We start from the raw sequence: 20,313 nt of genomic DNA, 5'->3' as shown, positions 1-20,313 counted from the left end.
GATGCGATGTCCAGCAATAAGTGCACATTGTGCGCATTTTGTGAAATCTTGCTTAATTCCCCTAGCGAAAATTCTCAATGGGAAATTTAGCCGGCTTCCCGCATGACATTGATATGGCCTGCCGACCAGGATCCGGGCCAGACCTCCGCCGACCCTCCGCGGAGTGTGCGTAATGTCTCAACCGGCACGTTCGCAATCAGGAAGGGCTCCTCGCCCCCTTCCCCGCCCGTCGGAGCGATTTCAGCGCCGATGCCTGTAAAGCCCAATTCCTCCTCGCAAGGCAGAAACAGGGACGCGCCTGAGACATTGGTCGGCATTTGGGTCGTGCCCTTCGCCGCGCCCACGGTTCCGCACACGGCAACGGCCGTCATCAGCTCCACCGCCCGTGCTTTCGCGCAGCCGAAGACCCGGTGATAGCCGGAGAGCTTTTCCGTCATGGACGGCACCAGCAGAAGATCGAGCTTCTCCGGCGCCAGCAGACACGAGAGCGCCGGCATCTCCACATCGAGGCAGATCAGGATCGCCATGCGCAGGCCGTCCAGTTCGAAGACGTTCAGCGTGGTTCCCGGTGTCAGATCCCAGCTGTCCGCGTCCTGCTCTCCGGGGGTCAGCGACAGTTTCTCCTGCCGGATCTCACGACCGTCTGCGGTCAGAAGAACCGCCGTGTTGGAATGCCCGCCTTCACAGACGACAGGCATGGAGCCGCAAAGCAGGGAAATTCCGTGTCGTACCGGAAAGGGCCTCAGCAATTCGATCAGGTCCGCGCCGGCGTCGGCAAGAAAAGCCATCTCCCCGGTTGGCGGAAGATCCGCCGGTTTCCAGGCGAGCGCTGCCTCGATGGCATATTCGGGAAAAACGACAAACCGCGCGCCCTGCCGGGCGGCTTTCGCCATTTTCTCTTCGATGTGCTGAGCGAACGCGGCAGGCGACCCGGGAGCGAAGCCGAGATTGAGCGCACACAAGGCGATGGCGTAGTCCTGCATTCAAAAGGCTCCGGGCAAGGTGCAACTCATGTCACCTCTGCCCGATATTTCAGGACACGTAAAGAGGATCCGGCGACGTTATCGCCCGATGCTCTAGGCCCCGCGGCTGATCCAGAGCGCCATCAGCGAGGCCAGCGCACCGAGGAAAGCCGCCTGCAGCGCCATCATCTGCCGGTTGCTCGGCAAGGCCTGCAGCTTCGCGGTCGCGCGGACCTTCTGCAGTCCGGCAAGCGCCCGGTCGCTGGATTGTTCGATTTCGGTGAAAAGGTTCTTCAGCTCTTCCTGAGCGTGCATGTCAGCCCCCGGCGATTCCTTCTGCCTGCAAAAAGGCTAGGCCCGGGGACGTTTCCAATTGGTTAACGGCGGTTAAGCATGTTTAACAGGACCCTCAGACCCGCACTTTCTGCGGGTCCGCCACATCCAGGATGCGAAGCTGCACCTTCGGACTGCCCTGCCAGGTATCGATCGAAAGCGTTCCGGCCACATGCAGGTTCCGGCCCCGCCCCTCCAGCAGCATCTTGCCGTGCGGCTTGTCATCGGCCTTGAAGGATATCGCCTTGAGGGTCGTTCCGTCCGGGGCGGCAATACTGGCACGCACATGCCCCTTGCCGACCACGTCGGCAAAAGCGACCCGATGGGCCGGAAAGGCGAACACCGGCTCAGGATGACCGGCGCCGAAAGGGCCTGCCTGCTCCAGTTTTTCCATCAGGTCCAGCGTCGCGCCGGTCGCCGTCAGCGCGCCGTCGATCTTCAGGTCGCGTTTCGACGCCGCCTCTTCCACATCCTCAGCCAGCGTTTCGTTGAAATAGGCGGTCAGGTCGTCGAGCTTGTCGCGCATGACCGTCAGACCCGCAGCCATGGCGTGACCGCCGCCCTTTTCCAGGAGCTTCAGGTCGACCGCCTGGCGCACGGCCTTGCCGAGGTCGACACCCTGGATAGACCGTCCGGATCCGGTCCCCTTGCCGGTTTCATCGAAGGCGACCGCGAAGGCCGGCCTGCGGTGGGCCTCCTTGAGGCGCGAGGCGATCAGTCCGACGATGCCCGGATGCCAGTCGTCGGAACCGGTGATCAGCACCGCCAGGTCGCCCTGTTCGAGCGCAATGGCCGCCTGGGCGCCGGCCTGCTCCAGCATGACGGCTTCCATCGCCTGGCGTTCGGTATTGAGCTGGTCGAGCCGGGCGGCGATCTCGCGAGCCTCGTAGCCATCGTCGCAGGTCAGGAGCCGTGCGCCCAGCGCCGCATCGCCGATGCGTCCGCCGGCGTTGATCCGGGGTCCGAGCAGGAAGCCCAGGTGATAGGGCGCGGGCTTTCCCGCAACTCGCGCGGCATCGGCGAGCGAGGCCAGTCCCGGATTGAGCCGCTTGTGCATGACCGCAAGCCCCCGGGTGACATAGGCGCGGTTGAGCCCCTTGAGCGGCACCACGTCGCACACCGTACCGAGAGCGACCAGATCCAGAAGGGCCATCAGGTCCGGTTCGCCTCGTCCCTGGAAGCCATGCCCCTGGAAAAACCCGCGCCGCCGGAGCTCCCGGTTCAGCCCGACCAGGAACAGAAAGGTGACGCCGACGGCAGCCAGATGCCCCTGCCCCGACAGATCGTCCTGCCGGTTCGGGTTGACCAGCGCCCGGACTTTCGGCAGTTCCTCGCCGACCTGGTGATGATCGATGACGACCACCTCAAGTCCTAGTTGCCTGGAAACCTCGAACGCCTCGAACGAGGTGCTGCCGCAGTCGACCGTGACGAGCAACCCCGCCCCGCCTTCCTTCAGGGCCTCGATTGCGGGACCGTTCGGTCCGTAGCCTTCGATGATCCGGTCCGGAATGTGGATGACCGGATCAAGCCCCAGCCAGCGCAGGTATTTGGCGAGAATGGCCGACGAGGTCGCTCCGTCCACATCGTAGTCGCCGAAAATCGCGATCTTCGTGCCGCCTTGCACCGCATCGGCAACGCGCTCGACGGCCGCGTCCATGTCGACCAGCCGGGACGGGTCCGGCATCAGCATCTTCAGCGAGGGCGCCAGGAAGTCTTCGGCTCCTTCCGGCTCCACACCGCGCGCCGCCATGACCCGCGCCAGCACATCCGGCACGCCGAGCCGCTGCGCGATCGTCATGGCGTTGAGGGCCTGCGCCTGGTCGAGCCGTTCCCGCCAGGCATTGTCATTGGCCGAGCGGGCAACGCCCAGAACAAGACGGCCCGAACCGTCACTGCCGGTCGGGCCGTTCATGGGGTCTTCTTTCCTGTCGGGAGCAGTCCGCCCAACATCAATCGCCTGTCCTCAATCGAGGTGGAATTTTTCCAGCTGCGTGTGCTGCGCCTTAAGGTAACGCACGGTGCCGGTGGACGAGCGCATGACGACCGTATGGGTCGTTATGCAGTTCCGGCCGAAACGCACGCCCTGCAGCATGTTGCCGTCGGTCACGCCGGTGGCGGCAAACAGCACATCGGGTCCGGCCATTTCCTCAAGAGTGAACTTGCGGGAAATGTCGTCGATCCCCATGCGGTGGGCGCGTTCCACCTGCTCGTCACGGGTGATGACGAGGCGGGTCTGCATCTGGCCGCCGATACAACGCAGCGCGGCGGCGGCCAGGACGCCTTCCGGCGCTCCGCCGATGCCGGCATAGATGTCGATGCCGGTTTCTTCCGGATCGGTGGTGTGGATCACCCCGGCCACGTCACCGTCGCCGATCAGGCGGATGGCCGCGCCCGTGGCGCGGATGTCCTCGATCAGCCGGGCATGGCGCGGACGGTCGAGCACACAGGCGGTAACCTCGTTGATCTTCACGCCCTTTTCCCTGGCCACGGCGGCCAGGTTCTCGGCAATCGGCGCATCCAGATCGATCAGGCCGGCGGGATAGCCGGGCCCGATGGCAATCTTGTCCATATAGCTGTCCGGCGCATTCAAAAGGTCGCCTGCCGGCGCCATGGCGATAACGGCCAGGGAATTCGGCAGGTTCTTGGCGCAAATGGTTGTGCCTTCCAGCGGATCCAGCGCGATGTCGACCTTCGGCCCCTTCTTGGTGCCGACGTTCTCACCGATATAAAGCATCGGCGCTTCGTCGCGTTCGCCCTCGCCGATCACGACGGTACCGTCGATCGGCAGGCGGTTCAGTTCGCGCCGCATGGCATCCACGGCCGCCTGGTCGGCCGCCATTTCGTCGCCATGGCCGCGCAGGCGCGCAGCCGATACCGCGGCACGTTCGGCAACGCGTGCCAGTTCAAGCGTCAGAATGCGATCCAGTGCTGCGCTTCCGCCGGCATCAGTTTTCGACATCAAAATCTCCAGTCCCTCTGTCCCTAAGGGCGCGCTCGAAGCGCCAGCCCGCATAAAGCAATTGTTATTTCAGCTTTTCGATGCGGATCATCTGCGGCTTGTCGGCGACCACGCCCTTCGACATAATCACTTCAAGCGCCTCTTTAACCGCAACTTCCGTCGTTTCATAGGTAATAAGTATGACAGGCTGAGGCGCGACATCCTCAGCCTTGTGATCGTCATCGCCCGGCGCCCGGTGCCGGCGCTGAACGATCGACTCCAGCGAAATCCCCGCCTCGGCCATGCAGCGCGCGATTTCGGCGAAGGCTCCCGGCCGGTCGTAGACGGACAGGCGCATGTAATAGCCGCCCTCGTGCAGGCGCATGCGGGCCCGCTTGTATTCCTTCAGGTCCTTCGCCGGCATGCCGAGCACCGGGGTCTCGTCGCCGCGGGCGATATCCGCGATATCGGCAACAACGGAGGAGGCCGTTGCTTCACCGCCGGCGCCGGGGCCGACCAGGACGATTTCACCGACAAAGTCGCCGTCGACGGCCACCGCGTTCAAGACGCCGTCGATCCGCGCGATGGCGGAGGACTTCGGAACCATGGTCGGATGCACGCGCTGCTCGATGCCTGTATCGGTCCGCTGCGCCACGCCCAGGAGCTTGATCCGGTAGCCGAGTTCGTCCGCGGCCTGGATGTCGGCCGTCGTGATCGAGGTGATGCCCTCGATATAGATACTGTCGTCGGCGATCTCCGTGCCGAAGGCCAGGCTGGTGAGGATGGCCAACTTGTGCGCCGTATCGTTGCCTTCGATGTCGAAGGTCGGATCGGCTTCGGCGTAACCGAGCCGCTGCGCGTCGGCAAGGCAGTTCTCGAAGCTGATGCCCTCGGCTTCCATCCGGGTCAGAATGTAATTGCAGGTGCCGTTCAGGATACCGTAGACGCGCGAAATCTCGTTGCCGGACATGGATTCGCGCAGCGTCTTGACGATCGGAATGCCTCCGGCCACCGCCGCCTCGTAGTTCAGGCAGACCTCATGTTCTTCGGCGAGCTTCGCCAGATCCACACCGTGGCGGGCAAGCAACGCCTTGTTTGCGGTCACCACGTGCTTGCCGCTGGCCAGCGCCGTCCGCACACTGACTTCGGCCGGGCCGCTGTCGCCGCCGATCAGCTCGACGAAGACGTCGATATCAGCCTTTTCCGCCATTTCCACCGCATCGGTGAACCAGTCGAGACCGGAGACGTCGATGCCCCGGTCGCGGGTCTTGTCGCGCGCGCACACGGCAGTCACTTTCACCGACCGGCCGCTCTTGCGGCCGATCATGTCTCCATGCATGGCGAGCAGCCGGACCACGGAAGCTCCTACGGTTCCAAGGCCGGCGACCCCGACTTTCAAAGCATCTGCCATATTTTAGGAATTCCAGTTCGTATCAGAAATCAGCGGGAAGCCCCGAGCGGGACCACGTTGTGCAATGTTTCGTCCGCGGTTTCAAGGAACCGGCGAATATTCCGCGCGGCCTGACGCAGGCGCTGCTCATTCTCGACGAGACCGATGCGGACGAAATCGTCCCCGTATTCGCCGAACCCGATGCCCGGCGCAACGGCAACTTCCGCCTTTTCCAGAAGAAGCTTGGAAAATTCCAGACTGCCGAGAGACCGGAATTTCTCCGGGATCGGCGCCCAGATGAACATGCTGGCGTCCGGCGCCGGCATCTCCCATCCGGCCCGGGCGAAGGAATCGATCACCACGTCCCGGCGCTTCTTGTAGATCGCCCGCGTTTCGACGATGCAGTCATCCGGCCCGTTGAGCGCGGCCGCGGCTGCAACCTGGATCGGCGTGAACGCGCCATAGTCGAGATAGGATTTCACCCGGGCAAGGGCTGCGATCAGGCGCTCGTTGCCGACGGCAAAGCCCATGCGCCAGCCCGGCATGGAGAAGGTCTTGGACAGCGAGGTGAATTCCGCCGTCACATCCATGGCGCCGGGAACCTGAAGCACCGATGGTGGCGGCGTGTCGGTGAAATAAATCTCCGAATAGGCCAGATCCGACAGGATGAAGATCTCGTGCTTGCGCGCAAAGGCGACAATGTCCTTGTAGAAGTCCAGATCGGCGCAATAGGCGGTCGGGTTCGCCGGATAGCACAGGATGATCGCGATCGGCTTGGGCACCGAATGGATGACGGCGCGTTCCAGCGCATGGAAAATGTCCGGCCCCGGCTCGGCGGGGATCGCACGGATTGCGGCGCCGGCCATCAGGAAACCGAAGGTGTGGATCGGATAGCTCGGATTGGGCGCCAGCACCACGTCCCCAGGCGCGGTGATCGCCTGGGCCATGTTGGCAAAGCCCTCCTTGGAGCCCAGCGTTGCGACCACCTGCGTATCCGGATCGAGCTTCACGCCGAACCGCCGGCCGTAATAGGCCGCCTGCGCCTTGCGCAATCCGGGAATGCCCTTGGAGGCGGAATAGCGGTGGGTGCGTGGATTCTGGACGGTTTCGGTCAGTTTCTCGACGATGTGCTTCGGCGTCGGCAGGTCCGGATTGCCCATGCCGAGATCGATGATGTCTGCCCCCGCCGCGCGCGCCTTCGCCTTGAGCCGGTTGACCTGTTCAAACACATAGGGCGGAAGCCGCCGTGTCTTGTGAAATTCCTCCATGGCGCGGGTCCTCGTGGTCCTCAACTCTCATCGTTTCTGCCGGGCCGGCGAACGAACTGCCGCTCGGCTGCGCTCTTTTAGCAGCAGGATTTCAATTCCGCATCAGCCTAATGAGGCGAGCCGGCTAATTTTGCGCGGTATTTGCGCCGGAAATTTCCGACAGCGCGGTATCGCCGTGGGTCGCCTGGAGCCGCTTCAGTTCGGCAACGGAAGTCGAAAGCGAACCGGCCGGCCGTTCCTGGTTGGCAAGCGCCAGTGCCTTCAGGTGTTCCATGATCGCCGCCCGCTGCTCATCGTCGGTCAGACCCGGGGCTTTTGCGACGGCGGCTATTGCCGAAGACGCTTCCGTCGTCTGCGCCGGCTGGTCCTGAGCCGCGGGTGCCGCAGACGTAACAGCCAGCTCTTCCGCATTCAGGGCACCGACGAGCGAGGTTTCATCGCTCATCGCGCATCCCGTAAGGAAGCCCCCAAGACAGAAGAGAAACACCACTGTTTGCCAGGTCACCTGTAATTCCCAATCGACGTCACGGCACTATATATGTCATAAATGACTGATAATGCCGGGGACTGGCGCAAGCAATCATTCATTGCGCCAACAAGAGATAAGTTCGGAGGACACGCGCGCATATGGCCGACGACCGTCAGCATCCCATGCTGCAGTATATCATCAACAACCCCGAAGCCTTTGCCCAAAACCTCGCCAAGACGCTCGAAAATGCCGGAAAGGCACTGGCCGCATACATCGAGCCGCGCGAGAAGGGCGAGATTACGCACGACTCCACGGACGAACTGACCGGCGTCATCAAGACGCTCGCCCAGGTGAGCGAATACTGGATTTCCGATCCCCAGCGGGCCGTCGAAGCCCAGTCGCGCCTGTGGTCCGGCTATATCGAGCTCTGGAATTCCTCGCTGAAGCGGATGATGGGTGAAACCGTCGCGCCTGCGGTCACCGCCCCGCCGCGCGACAAGCGCTTCGCCGATCCGGACTGGAACGAGAACCAGTTCTTCGACTTCATCAAGCAGCTTTACCTGATCACCAGCAAATGGGCCGAGGACATGGTGCTGGAGGCTGAAGAGCTCGATGAACACACCCGGCACAAGGCCGAGTTCTACGTCAAGCAGATTTCCAACGCGATTTCGCCGTCGAACTTCGTCCTGACCAACCCGGAACTCCTGCGCCTGACCATGGAAAGCAACGGCGCAAACCTGGTCAAGGGCATGCAGCACCTGGTGGAGGACATCAAGGCCGGCCGCGGCGACGTGAAGATCCGCCAGACCGACCCGACCAAGTTCGAACTCGGCGTCAATCTCGGCACCACCCCGGGAAAGGTGATCGCGGAAAACGACGTCTGCCAGGTGATCCAGTACTCGCCGACGACCGACGAGGTCCTGAAGCGGCCGCTGATGATCGTGCCGCCCTGGATCAACAAGTTCTACATCCTCGACCTGACGCCTGAAAAATCCTTCATCAAATGGGCGGTCGACCAGGGTCACACGGTGTTCGTGATCTCCTGGGTCAATCCGGACGAGCGCCAGGCTGAAAAGAGCTTCGAGCACTACATGAAGGAGGGCATCCTCAACACGCTCGATATCATCAAGCGCGCCACCCGGCAGGAGGAAGTCAACGCAATCGGCTATTGCGTCGGCGGTACGCTTCTGGCCGTCACCCTGGCCTATATGGCCGCCAAGGGCGACGAACGGATCAAGACGGCGACCTTCTTCACCACCCAGGTCGATTTCACCCATGCCGGCGACCTGAAGGTCTTCGTCGACGAAGAGCAGATCCAGGTTCTTGAAAAGCGGATGGCCGAGCGCGGCTATCTGGACGGCAGCAAGATGGCGTCCGCCTTCAACATGCTGCGCTCCAACGATCTGATCTGGTCCTATGTGGTCAACAACTACCTGAAGGGCCAGGACCCCTTCCCGTTCGACCTGCTCTACTGGAATTCCGACAGCACCCGCATGCCGGCGGCCAACCATTCGTTTTACCTGCGCAACTGCTACCTGGAAAACAAGCTTTCCAAGGGCGAAATGGTGATCGACAACCAGAAGCTCGACCTGAAGAAGGTCAAGATCCCGATCTACAATCTCGCCACGCGCGAAGATCACATCGCGCCGCCCAAATCGGTTTTCGTCGGCTGCGGCTGTTTCGGCGGACCGGTGGAATACGTCCTGTCCGGCTCCGGACATATCGCCGGCGTCGTCAATCCGCCGGCCAAGGGCAAGTACCAGTACTGGACCAACGGCAAGCCCCAGGGCACGCTTGAGGACTGGCTTGCGAAGGCAACGGAAACGCCCGGCTCCTGGTGGCCCAACTGGGACGCCTGGATCCGCAATCAGGACGCCACCCTCGCCAAGGCCAGAAAACCCGGCGCTTATCGCATGAAGATTCTCGGCGACGCACCGGGAAGCTACGTTGCCACACGGGTCTGACCCTCTACTGCAGTCTTATCGCGTTCCGGCAAAGACGCTACGGCAGTTTGGAGTTTTCAGCGTCAATATGCGACATGTTTCCCGCAGGAAAACCGATTACCGGAAATTGCGATAAACAGGCAGAAGCGCTAGATTGATCCGCCGACAAGAAAACGGAGCGGACAAACCGGACAATGCGATGAAGCAGGCCCAACGGATACCCATGCCTCGACCGAGGCATTATCAGGCGATGCCTGCCGGGCAGATCAGGGCCCTCGGCATGTCCCCGAAAGTCTGGAACCGCCACGCCTCTCCGCTCAGCGTCTATTCGCGCATGGCGACGCTTCCCCTGCTTCTTCTGGCGATCTGGAGCCACGTCTGGATCGGTGCGGGCCTTGCCGCACTCGCCACGGGTCTGGTGATCGTCTGGCTCTGGCTCAATCCGCGCCTGTTTTCTCCGCCCTCCTATCTGGGTTCATGGGCCGCAAAGGCCACCCTGGGCGAACGGATCTGGCTCAACCGCATGCTGGTTCCGATACCGCGCGAGGATGCCAACAAGGCGCTTCTGCTGTCCCTGGTCGCCGGCGTCGGTTTTGTCGTCGCCGTTCTCGGCGCCGTCGAGACCCACCTGTGGCTGACGGTCTCGGGAATGGTCGTCACCTATGCCGGAAAACTGGTGTTTCTGGACCGCATGGTGGCGCTTTACGAACGCATGCACGACGCGCACCCGCTCTACCGGTTCTGGACGTCCGTTCCGGACAACGACAACAGGCAGAAGCGCAAGACCACGTGCAACCTGCAACGCTGACGCCTCGCCTGCGTCGCGTAACCACGTCCCCAGTAACGCTATGCCGGACAATGGCATAACACGCATGAGATTGAGGCAGGCGGACCCTATCGCATGGCAGGCAGCACAGCCCTCCTGAAGACGGTCTTTCAGAACCGGTTCCGCACCGGGCTTCTCGTTGTTCTCTGCGTTGTTCTCGCAGCTCTTCTGATACGGGGACCACAACAGCAAGCCGCCGAGACGGCGGTTCCTGCCAGCGATGGCGTCACCGTTCACGTGTTCTATTCGCCAGGCTGCCCGCACTGCCGGAAGGAACTGGCCTTCCTGGAAGAGATCAAGCCGGAGTATCCCGGTCTCCATCTGGTCACACACAACATCAATCTGAATGACGAACTGGAGCTGATGGTCCGCTTCATGCAGGACCATGGCCTGCCGACCGATCAGATCGCGACCCCGCTGCTTTTTATCGGCGACAGGCACCTGCTCGGCTTCCACGAGGCAGATACCACCGGCGCCCTGATCGAATACTGGATCCAACAGGCCCTTTACGGCGCGGATAATCCCGGGACGGCTTCCGAGCCGGCACCGGAAAAGGACAAACTGGACTTGCCGGTCATCGGCGAAATCGACCCGTTCAAACTGTCGCTGCCGGCCCTTGCCGTCGTGCTCGGCGTGATCGACGGTTTCAACCCTTGCGCCATGTGGGTGCTGGTCTATCTGATTTCTCTGATCATCGGCATGAAGGACCGCTCCCGGATCTACATCCTGATCGGCACCTTCCTGTTGGCCTCCGGCGTCCTCTACTTCCTGTTCATGACCGCCTGGCTGAACGTGTTTCTGGTTCTCGGCTATATCCACGCCCTGACGGTGATCATCGGGCTTGCGGCCATCTATTTCGGCGCGCTCAGTCTGGAGGATTTCGTCAGGAGCGGCGGCCAGCTGGTCTGCGCGGTCGGTGACATGGACACCCGCCAGAAGACCCGGTTGAGGATCCGCCATCTGGTCGCCTCACCGCTGGGGCTCATGAGTTTCGCCGGCATCGTCGGCCTTGCCTTCGCGGTGAACTCGATCGAATTCATCTGCTCGTCGGCCATGCCCGCCCTGTTCACCCATGTGCTGTCGGTCGCGGACGTCTCGACGCCAGCCTACTATCTCTACATCCTGCTTTACGTCCTGTTCTTCATGCTGGACGATCTGGCCATCTTTCTCGCCGCCGCCTTTGCCGTCGACCGGTTTGCGGGCGAGAAATACGCCGGCTTCTGCAAGCTTGCCGGTGGCCTCCTGATGATCGGGCTGGGCGGTCTTCTCGCGTTTTATCCGGAAGTCCTGCGCTAGACCCGTCTCTTGGACATTATCGCTACTGCGGCTGCTTCGCCCGCCGCTCTGCCAGCAGGCCGATATAGGTGAGCGCCACGGAGGCACCGGCAATCGAGGTGATATCGGCATGATCATAGGCAGGCGCCACCTCGACCACATCGCCGCCGACGAAATCGATCCCGCCAAGCCCGCGCAGGATGGCGAGCGCCTCGCGCGACGACAGACCGCCGGAGACCGGCGTACCCGTACCGGGAGCGAAGGCCGGATCGAGGCAGTCGATATCGTAGGTCATGTAGGCCGGACCGACGCCGGTGCGGGCCTCGATCTTCTCGATCACGCCCTGGATGCCGAGCGTATCGATGTCATAACCGTGGATGATCTCGATGCCGAACGTATCGGGCGCATGGGTGCGGATCCCGATCTGGATGGAGCGTTCCGGATCGATGATGCCGTCGCGGACCGCGCGGCCGACAAAGCTGCCGTGGTCGATCCGCCCGCCGTCGTCGTCCCAGGTGTCCTGATGGGCATCGAACTGGACGAGCGCCAGCGGGCCGAACTTCGCCGCATGGGCCTTGAGCAGCGGCCAGGTGACGAAGTGATCGCCGCCGATGGAAAAAAGATGCGCGTCCGCATCCAGGATCTCGGTTGCCTGCCGTTCGATATGGCCCGGAATTTCCGCATGGAGGCCGTAATCGAAGACGCAGTCGCCGTAGTCGACCGCGGCAAGCGTCTCGAACGGATCGAAATGAAACGGATACTGCGGGTCGCCGCAAAAGATCGCCGATGCCCGGCGCACCCCCTGCGGGCCGAACCGCGCGCCCGGCCGATTGGAAACCGCCGCATCGAAGGGAATGCCCCAGACCGCAAGATCGACGCCGTTCAGATCGCGCGAGTAGCGGCGGCGCATGAAACTCAACGCGCCTGCAAATGTCGGCTCATGGGAGCCGCCTTTCAGCGATTGGCCCAGAAAGGCGTTGTCGATCGGAAGGGGGGATTTCGTATCCATCAATAGCTCCACGGTCCGGATACCTGAGGAGTAAAAGCCCTAGCCGGTTTGGGCGGGACGGACAAGCCGTCCGGGCCGCCAACTTACGTCCCCTTCTGGCCCTGCCCCAACGCTTCGGACACAAAAAAACCCGCCGGATCGCTCCGGCGGGTTTCTTGAACTTGGGAACCAGTATGTCCGGCGATCAACGCTTGGAGAACTGGAACGACCGGCGGGCCTTGCGCTTACCGAACTTCTTACGTTCGACGACGCGGCTGTCGCGGGTCAGGAAGCCGTTCTTCTTCAGGATACCGCGCAGCTCCGGCTCGTAGTGGGTCAGAGCCTTGGACAGGCCGTGGCGCACTGCACCGGCCTGGCCGGACAGACCGCCGCCGGTCACGGTGGCGATGACGTCGTACTGGCCGTCACGGTCGGTGAGCATGATCGGCTGGCGCAGGATCATCTGCAGGACCGGACGAGCGAAATACTCGGTCATGTCCTTCTTGTTGACGATGATCTTGCCGGTGCCGGGCTTCACCCAGACGCGTGCGATGGCGTCCTTACGCTTGCCGGTGGCATAGGCACGGCCCTGTGCGTCCAGCTTCTGGACATGGACCGGGGCTTCGGGGGCAGCGGTATCGACAGCGCCACCCAGTTCTTCCAGGGATTGCAGCTCAGCCATATTCAAGCCCTCTTGCCGTCGTTCTTGTCGTTGAGGCTCTTGACGTCGACCAGGACCGGCGACTGAGCTTCATGCGGATGGTTCGGGCCGCAGTAGACCTTGAGGTTCTTCAGCTGCTTGTTGGACAGCGGGCCGCCCGGCATCATGCGCTGAACAGCCTTTTCAAGGACGCGCTCCGGGAACTTGCCTTCAAGGATGCCGCGTGCGGTGCGTTCCTTGATGCCGCCCGGGTGGCCGGTGTGCCAGTAGTACTTCTTGTTGTCGTACTTGCGGCCGGTGAACACCACCTTGTCGGCGTTGACGACGACAATGTTGTCACCGCAATCGACATGCGGCGTGTAGGTCGGCAGATGCTTGCCGCGCAGATGGTTGGCGATGTAGGCAGCCAGACGGCCGACGACCATGCCTTCCGCGTCGATCAAGATCCACTTTTTCTCGACCTCAGCCGGCTTGGCAGAGAAGGTCTTCATGAGTTTGATCCGTTCTTGGTCTTGAAACAAAAAAGCCCGCGCGCCCCTTATGAAGGCGTCGGACGGACTTTCACATTCGTCGGCGCAGCTTATACGCCGGCACAAAAAGCCGGTCAAGCAAGTTTATTCGGGCTACGACTTATTTTCTAAAGCAAAAACAATGGTTTACAAAAACGGTATTATATTACCGCAAAAATCCGGTCGGAAATTACCCTTTTTCCTGGCCTTCCCTTATTGCCTTACGTCCTGACCCGCCACCAAACACCTGAAAATTCCCGCTAACGGCTGAAGATTCCGCTTGCCGAAATGCTGTCACAAGGCGGAAAATAGGCGCTCCGGAACGGAAGAACCGGGCGCTTGATTCCAGGCTCAGAAACCCTTGTTTCCGAACCCCGCATCCGCCCACAGGCCCGGCCGGAAAGCTTGGCGCGAAGGCATATCGCGTATCGGGCACTTGCCCCTTGTGGACCCTCTATAAAATGGTTTCCGCTTCTTCTGTCCTGTCCCTCGTGGAGGCAGGCGCCGCCTTTGCGGCCGTTATTCTCCTGTATCTCATCCTCAGCGACGTCTACCGGTCGGCCCGCATGCCGGCCTGGATGAACGGGGACGTGGTTCCCCAACTCCTCTGCGTCGTCCTGACCGGCGCGGTGGTCGGCATCCTGATCGCGATTTATTCAACTGCGATGGGCCTGCCGTTCGGCACCACGAGCGATGCCGGCCTGGCAACCGGCATTCTCGCAGGCGCGTCTGTGGCGGCTTACGTCCTGATGAGGGTCATCCGCAGCGCGCTGCATCTGCGCCAGCCGGCCTGATACGGCAGGCATCAACACGAACGCTTAGCGCGGCGGCACCGAATAGGTTGCCGTCGCGTGGGCGACGTATTCTTCTTCGCCCTCCCCGCCGATGCCGCATTCGGTGACCGCCAGCCGCTTGCCGAGCTTCAACAGTTTGCAGGTGGCGACAAGGTCGCCCGGCTCGGGCTTGCGCAGGAAGTTGATGTTGAGATTGGTGGTGACCGCCAGCGCCACCGGTCCGATATGGGCGAGGATCACCACATAGGCCGCAAGGTCGGCGAGCGCCATCATGGACGGGCCGGACACCGTCCCGCCGGGCCGCAGATGCATCTCGTTGGCCGAAAGCCGGACAACCGCCTCGCCAGGTGAAATCGCGTCGATGGCATAGACCCGTCCGCCCGCATGGATCTGCGGGAATTCCCGGTCCAGAAACTCAGATATCTCCGCGACACTCATCACCGGCTGCATTCATCCCTCCCCGTCGGAACATGGTTCCGATTCCGCTTTGCTTTCGCAATTTCCATTTACGTAAACGTCAACAATGAGCGAATGCAAGCGGGAACGTGGCTGGCCTTTCGCAGAGCCGCAGAATCGAAGAGACTGCCGCTGCCGCACCACTTCGGACGAACGCATGAAAGACAGGCTCTACCTGCTACGGCCGGGGTTTTCCGATCCCGACTATCCGGGCGCAACATTCTATTGCTGGCACTGCGCCCTGATGGAAGGCGTGCTCGCCTCTTTCCCGGATCTCGCGACAAGGATCGACGTCCGCCGCATTGCCTGGCCGCGACCGAGAACGGAAATCGCGGACCTACTTGGCTCCGAAAACCAAAGCCTGCCCGTTCTTGTCCTGTCGGATCAACGGGATCCGGTGACCGGCCGTCCGACCTTCATCGACGACAAGGACGGCATTCTGAAGGCCCTAACGGAGCGTCACGGATTTCCCCTGCCGCACCCGTGAGAGCCTGATCAGGCGGGGATCGCAGGCTAATTGGGAAGACAGTCTTGCCCCTCCCCGCCTTCAAGCACCGTGGCCGAGGTCCGCCAGAAGCTTTTCCGCCCGCGCCTGTTCCTTCTCAACGGCCGCCTCGAAGACCGGGCCGTAGCCGCGCATGTCGAGTGGGGTCTTGAGCAGGGCCGCCACGGTCTCGCGGTTTTCGTCGCCGGCCTTGGCGACCGTCTCCAATACGCCTTCGTACCAGGAGATCAGGCTGCGGTTCAGCCGCCGTTCGTGCGTGTGGCCAAAGGGATCGGCCCAGGTGCCGCGAAGCCCCTTCATGCCCGAAAGCAGCTTGAACGCGGGACGGATCCACGGACCGAAGGCGCGCTTGTTCGGCCGTCCGCGCGCATCCTTGCCGAGCGGCAGCAGCGGCGGGGCAAGGTGGTAGCGGACCTTGAAGTCGCCGGCGAAGGTTTTCGCCAGTTCCTCGTCGAAGCCCATGGCGGTGTGCAGCCGGGCGACCTCGTATTCGTCCTTGTAGGCCATCAGCTTGAACAGGGCCCTGGCTGCGATTGCCGTCAACTCGTCCGGCATGGCCGAACGGAAGACCGAGAGGGTTTTCCGGTAGCGCTCCGCGTAAGTTCCATTCTGATAGCCGGTGAGAAACGCAGCCCGCTCCGCAATCAGATCATCAAGGCTTGGTTCTTCTTCTTCCGACCGGTTCAGATAAGGCTTCAGCGCTTCAGGCTCGGCCGCCAGCAGCTGGCCGATGGCAAGCGCCCGGCGGTTCTTGTCGATCTGCACGGCGTTGAGCTCCACGGCCCGGTCCAGCGCCTGCCAGCTCACCGGCACCAGCCCCTGCTGCCAGGCGAAGCCGAGCATGATGATATTGGCGAAGACCTGCTCGCCCAGGAGTTCCTCCGCGATCCTGTTGGCATCGATCGCCGTGACATTCTCGCTGCCCACCGCGGCGCGGATCGCCGCCTCGCGGGTGCCGATCTTGAGGTCAGCGTCGCGCCGCAGCACCAGATCGCCGGTCGGCATTTCCGCCGTGTTGAGCGCGACCTTCGTCCCCTGCCGGTAAAGGGTCGACGCCTTGGGCGAGGAACTGACGACGATGTCGCAACCGATCACCGCATCCGCAGCGCCCTGCTCAATGCGCACCTGGTGAATGTCTTCCGGTGCCGCCGCCAGTCGGACATAGCCGAGCACCGTGCCGAATTTCTGCGCGAAGCCGGTGAAGTCGAGCACGCTGGACCCAAGCCCTTCCAGGTGGGCCGCCATGGTGACGAGCGCACTGACGGTCACGATACCGGTCCCGCCGACGCCTGCCACCAGCAGGTCGAAGGGCGCGTCGAGCACGGCCATCTCCGGTTCCGGCAGCCGGGCGGCGAGCGCCAGCGGATCAAGGCCGGGAGCCTCGTGAACGGCACGTTCGCCGCCTTCCACCGTGACGAAGCTCGGGCAGAATCCGTTGAGACAGGAAAAATCCTTGTTGCAGGTGGACAGGTTGATCTTGCGCTTGCGCCCGAAGCGGGTCTCGCGCGGTTCGACGCTGAGGCAGTTGCTTTCCAGGGAACAGTCGCCGCAGCCCTCGCACACCAGCGGGTTGATATAGGCGAAGCGCTTAGGATCTTCCATCTTGCCGCGCTTGCGCCGCCGGCGCTTTTCCGTGGCGCAGGTCTGCTCGTAGATGAGAACGCTGACGCCCTTCACCTCGCGCAGTTCCCGCTGCAGCGGGTCGAGCTCTGCCCGGTCGTGGAATGTGGTGCCGAACGGGAACTCGGCAGGATCGAACTTGGAAATGTCGTCGGAAGCCACCGCGATGCGCTCGACCCCTTCGGCCCTTGAGGCCTGGGCGATGCCGGCGACGCTGACCGGCCCGTCCACCGGCTGGCCGCCGGTCATGGCGACCGCGTCGTTATAGAGGATCTTGTAGGTGATGTTGGCCTTCGCCGCGACCGCCTGGCGGATGGCGAGCGAGCCGGAATGGTACCAGGTCCCCTCGCCCAGGTTCTGGAACATGTGCCGGCCGCCGTTATAGATCCCGCGCACGGCAATCGGCACGCCCTCGCCGCCCATTTGGGCGTAGCCGTCGGTGCTGCGGTCCATCCAGCTTGCCATCACGTGGCAACCGATGCCCGAGCCGGCGCGGCTGCCTTCCGGCAGCTTGGTGGAAGTGTTGTGCGGGCAGCCGGAGCAGAAATAGGGCGTGCGCGTCGCCCCTTCCGTGTTGAGCACGATCTTTTGCGGCGCCAGGAGCGCGCGCGCCTTTTCCGGCAGCGCCTCACCGGGGAAGAACCGGTCCAGCCGTTCGGCGACGATCGGAACAAGTGTGAGCGGCTCCAGTTCGCCGGTCCAGGGCACCAGGTCGCGGGTCGCGGCCGCGTCGTGCTTGCCGACCATCTTCTCCGGTTTGTCTCCCGGCCAGTCGTAGAAATATTCCTTGAACTGGCTTTCGATGATGCCGCGCTTTTCCTCAACGACGAGGACTTCCTTTTTGCCGCGCACGAAGTCGAGCGCATCGCGCCGCGCCAGCGGCCAGACCATGCCCACCTTGTAGATGTCGATGCCGAGTTCCCGGCATCTGGCCTCGTTGAGACCGAGCAGGCGCAATGCCTCCATCAGGTCCAGATGCCCCTTGCCCGTGGTGACGATGCCGAATTGCGCATCCAGCACCTCATAGATGTGCCGGTCGATCGGATTGGCCTCCACGAAGGCCTCCACGGCCCTCAGTTTATGGCCGATGCGGGTCTCAATCTCGACGCTCGGTAGGTCCGCGCGGCGCACATGCAATCCGCCCGGGGGGAAATCGAACTCAGGGATGATGAAGCGCCGGTCCGGCTTGAGCTCCACCGAACGTCCGGATTCCACCGTCTCCGAAATCGCCTTGAAGCCCACCCAGGTGCCGGAAAACCGCGACAGGGCGAAACCGTATTCGCCGAATTCCAGGTATTCCTCCACCGAGGCCGGGTTCAGCGTCGGCATGAACCAGGTCATGAAGGCCACGTCCGACTGATGCGGCATGGACGAGGAAACGCAGCCGTGGTCGTCGCCGGCCACCACCAGCACGCCGCCCTTGGGCGCCGAGCCATAGGCATTGCCGTGGCGCAGCGCATCGCCGGACCGGTCGACACCCGGCCCCTTGCCGTACCACATGGAAAAGACGCCCTCGACCTCGCAATCCGGATCGAGCACCGCCTGCTGCGCGCCCAAAACGGCGGTCGCCCCCAGGTCCTCGTTGACCGCGGGCATGAAGGTGATCCGGTCCTGCTCCAGCTTGGCCCGGTTGCGCCACAGTTCCAGGTCGAGCCCGCCGAGCGGCGATCCCCGGTAGCCGGAAACGAACCCCGCAGTGTTCAATCCCTGATCCCGGTCGCGGCGGGCCTGATCGAACATGATGCGCGCAAGCGCCTGGGTTCCGGTCAGGAACACCCGGCCTTCGCTGCGCTCGAACCGATCGCTAAGCCGGTAATCGCCGATCTGGCTGTGACGCTGGAGCATGACGGCCCTCTCCTTTTCTCTCTCCGGTATATTTTGCCAGACAGAAAGCGAAAAAAGGTTCCAGAAAGGACGGAGAACCGTTAAATGATGGATGAATTATCCGATTGATATCCAGAATACGGAAACATTGACCATATGGATCTCGACGACCGCGACCGCCGCCTGCTGGCGCTCCTGCAGGAGGACTGCCGCATCCCCAATGCGGAACTTGCCGAGAAGGTCGGCATGTCGCCGTCCGCCTGCTGGCGCCGGGTACGCGCGCTGGAACAGGCAGGCGTCATCGAACGCTACAGCGCCATCCTGCAGCCGAAACAGCTGGGAATGGGCTTCCACGCCATCGTCCACGTGCAGCTTGCCCGCCACGACCCGGACGCCATCGCCGCCTTCATCCGCGCCGTCGCCGGCCGCAGGGAGGTCCAGGACTGCCACGCGACGACAGGCTAGGCCGACTATCATCTGCGCGTGGTTTGCACCGACATCGACGCCTACAACCGCTTCCTCGACGACTTCCTGTTCCGCCTGCCGGCGGTCAGAGGCGCGCAGACGAACGTGGTCCTGAAGGAAATCAAACGCGCGCCGTCGGTGGAACTGTAAAGACGTAAAATGCCGTTCTCCATCCGTCCGAATGTCGTCTCCCGGCTATCGCCGCCCCGCCCGGATCGGCTATAAGACCGGAAAGACAGAAACTTCAGGGATCAAATCCATGTCCGACGCAGCAGCCGCTTCCAGCAGCCCGACCGAAAGGCCGCTTCTCTCAACCCTGTTGCACGAAGGCGTCTACCGGATCGTCATGCAGCGTCCGGAGCGGATGAACGCGCTTTCCAGGGAGATGATGACCGCGCTGTCGGAAGAACTGACCAGGGCGGAGGAAAACAAGGACGTCCGCGTGATCCTGCTCGGCGCCGAGGGCAAGGTCTTCTGCGCCGGCCACGACCTGAAGGAACTGACCGCGGCCCGCGCCGAAGCCGACCGCGGACGTGGCACCTACGAACACATCATGCGCCAGTGCTCGGCCCTGATGCAGCAGATCGTGCGCCATCCAAAGCCGGTGATCGCCGTTGTCACCGGCGTGGCAACCGCCGCCGGCTGCCAGCTTGTGGCCTCCTGCGACCTTGCGATTGCCACCGATACGGCGACCTTCTGCACACCGGGCGTCAACATCGGTCTGTTCTGCTCCACGCCCATGGTCGCCCTGTCGCGCAACGTCTCGCGCAAGCAGGCCATGGAAATGCTTCTGACCGGCGAGAGCATCGACGCATCGACCGCCAAGGACTTCGGCCTGATCAACCGGATCGTGCCGGCCGACTATCTGGAACAGGTGGTGCAGAAATACGCCGAGACCATCGCCTCGAAATCGGCCTATACGGTCAAGGTCGGCAAGGAAGCCTTCTACCAGCAGCTCGAAATGCCGCTTTCGGAAGCCTACGACCATGCGGCCAGTGTCATGGTGGAAAACATGATGGCCCGCGACGCGGAAGAAGGCATCGGCGCTTTTCTGCAGAAGCGCAAGCCGGAATGGACGGATAGCTAA

Annotated in this window: 18 protein-coding genes and 1 pseudogene; 7 read left to right on the top strand and 12 right to left on the bottom strand. The window is 62.6% G+C overall.

Translation table 11 applies throughout. The features are described 5' to 3' along the window. Positions 1-86 precede the first annotated feature (86 nt). From HK439_RS02275 to HK439_RS02245, 7 genes are all read right to left on the bottom strand, one after another. A complete protein-coding gene (locus tag HK439_RS02275) occupies positions 87-983 on the bottom strand; it encodes a nitrilase-related carbon-nitrogen hydrolase (RefSeq protein WP_190289734.1) in 897 nt (298 codons plus the stop codon). Between the two features lie 93 nt (positions 984-1,076). Then, positions 1,077-1,277, bottom strand: coding sequence for a hypothetical protein (locus HK439_RS02270; RefSeq protein WP_190289733.1), 201 nt, complete (start codon positions 1,275-1,277; stop codon positions 1,077-1,079). Between the two features lie 94 nt (positions 1,278-1,371). Next, positions 1,372-3,207: a single-stranded-DNA-specific exonuclease RecJ gene (gene recJ, locus HK439_RS02265; protein ID WP_190289732.1), complete on the bottom strand. Its 1,836-nt coding sequence runs from the start codon at positions 3,205-3,207 to the stop codon at positions 1,372-1,374. A gap of 51 nt (positions 3,208-3,258) precedes the next feature. Then, positions 3,259-4,254, bottom strand: coding sequence for a class II fructose-bisphosphatase (gene glpX, locus HK439_RS02260; RefSeq protein WP_190289731.1), 996 nt, complete (start codon positions 4,252-4,254; stop codon positions 3,259-3,261). A 64-nt stretch (positions 4,255-4,318) separates the two neighbouring features. After that, positions 4,319-5,644, bottom strand: coding sequence for a homoserine dehydrogenase (locus HK439_RS02255; RefSeq protein WP_190289730.1), 1,326 nt, complete (start codon positions 5,642-5,644; stop codon positions 4,319-4,321). A gap of 29 nt (positions 5,645-5,673) precedes the next feature. Then, entirely contained in the window at positions 5,674-6,891 is a 1,218-nt protein-coding gene (locus HK439_RS02250) for an LL-diaminopimelate aminotransferase (RefSeq protein WP_190289729.1), read from the bottom strand. 124 nt (positions 6,892-7,015) lie between these two features. Next, positions 7,016-7,336, bottom strand: coding sequence for a hypothetical protein (locus HK439_RS02245; RefSeq protein ID WP_190289728.1), 321 nt, complete (start codon positions 7,334-7,336; stop codon positions 7,016-7,018). A gap of 182 nt (positions 7,337-7,518) precedes the next feature. Here HK439_RS02245 and HK439_RS02240 point away from each other — a divergent pair, with 182 nt between their 5' ends. From HK439_RS02240 to HK439_RS02230, 3 genes are all read left to right on the top strand, one after another. After that, positions 7,519-9,324 (top strand): PHA/PHB synthase family protein, encoded by a 1,806-nt coding sequence (locus HK439_RS02240; protein WP_190289727.1) that lies wholly within the window; start codon positions 7,519-7,521, stop codon positions 9,322-9,324. Between the two features lie 259 nt (positions 9,325-9,583). Further along, complete coding sequence (locus HK439_RS02235; protein WP_209011502.1) at positions 9,584-10,111, top strand: DUF6653 family protein; 528 nt, start codon at positions 9,584-9,586, stop codon at positions 10,109-10,111. 93 nt (positions 10,112-10,204) lie between these two features. Next, complete coding sequence (locus HK439_RS02230; protein WP_190289726.1) at positions 10,205-11,425, top strand: glutaredoxin family protein; 1,221 nt, start codon at positions 10,205-10,207, stop codon at positions 11,423-11,425. 22 nt (positions 11,426-11,447) lie between these two features. Here HK439_RS02230 and speB read toward each other — a convergent pair whose 3' ends face one another. The 3 genes from speB to rplM all read right to left on the bottom strand — a co-directional run bounded on the left by speB (position 11,448) and on the right by rplM (position 13,544). Continuing rightward, positions 11,448-12,413, bottom strand: coding sequence for an agmatinase (gene speB / locus HK439_RS02225; RefSeq protein ID WP_190289725.1), 966 nt, complete (start codon positions 12,411-12,413; stop codon positions 11,448-11,450). A gap of 184 nt (positions 12,414-12,597) precedes the next feature. Further along, positions 12,598-13,074 carry a 30S ribosomal protein S9 gene (gene rpsI / locus HK439_RS02220; RefSeq protein WP_190289724.1) on the bottom strand — a complete coding sequence of 159 codons (477 nt, stop codon included), beginning with the start codon at positions 13,072-13,074 and terminating at the stop codon, positions 12,598-12,600. 2 nt (positions 13,075-13,076) lie between these two features. Then, the gene (gene rplM / locus HK439_RS02215; protein WP_190289723.1) at positions 13,077-13,544 is read right to left on the bottom strand and encodes a 50S ribosomal protein L13; all 468 of its coding nucleotides are present in this window, start codon (positions 13,542-13,544) and stop codon (positions 13,077-13,079) included. A 479-nt stretch (positions 13,545-14,023) separates the two neighbouring features. Between rplM and HK439_RS02210 the strand changes: the two genes are divergently transcribed. Beyond that, entirely contained in the window at positions 14,024-14,356 is a 333-nt protein-coding gene (locus HK439_RS02210) for a hypothetical protein (protein ID WP_190289722.1), read from the top strand. A gap of 24 nt (positions 14,357-14,380) precedes the next feature. On the opposite strand, the gene HK439_RS02205 is transcribed toward HK439_RS02210, so the two are convergent. After that, entirely contained in the window at positions 14,381-14,806 is a 426-nt protein-coding gene (locus HK439_RS02205) for a PaaI family thioesterase (RefSeq protein ID WP_190289721.1), read from the bottom strand. 163 nt (positions 14,807-14,969) lie between these two features. Between HK439_RS02205 and HK439_RS02200 the strand changes: the two genes are divergently transcribed. After that, positions 14,970-15,299, top strand: a complete 330-nt coding sequence (locus tag HK439_RS02200; protein ID WP_190289720.1) for a DUF3088 domain-containing protein — start codon at positions 14,970-14,972, stop codon at positions 15,297-15,299. 60 nt (positions 15,300-15,359) lie between these two features. On the opposite strand, the gene HK439_RS02195 is transcribed toward HK439_RS02200, so the two are convergent. Next, positions 15,360-18,782, bottom strand: coding sequence for an indolepyruvate ferredoxin oxidoreductase family protein (locus HK439_RS02195; protein WP_190289719.1), 3,423 nt, complete (start codon positions 18,780-18,782; stop codon positions 15,360-15,362). Positions 18,783-18,917: 135 nt separating this feature from the next. Between HK439_RS02195 and HK439_RS02190 the strand changes: the two are divergent. Beyond that, positions 18,918-19,376, top strand: a pseudogene (locus HK439_RS02190) (Lrp/AsnC family transcriptional regulator). A gap of 109 nt (positions 19,377-19,485) precedes the next feature. Further along, positions 19,486-20,313: an enoyl-CoA hydratase gene (locus HK439_RS02185; protein WP_190289718.1), complete on the top strand. Its 828-nt coding sequence runs from the start codon at positions 19,486-19,488 to the stop codon at positions 20,311-20,313.

The organism is Roseibium aggregatum (genome assembly GCF_014692675.1).
Lineage (GTDB): Bacteria > Pseudomonadota > Alphaproteobacteria > Rhizobiales > Stappiaceae > Roseibium > Roseibium aggregatum_C.
Note: the sequence above shows the minus strand (reverse complement) of the source record. Positions and strands in the feature narration are given on the sequence as shown.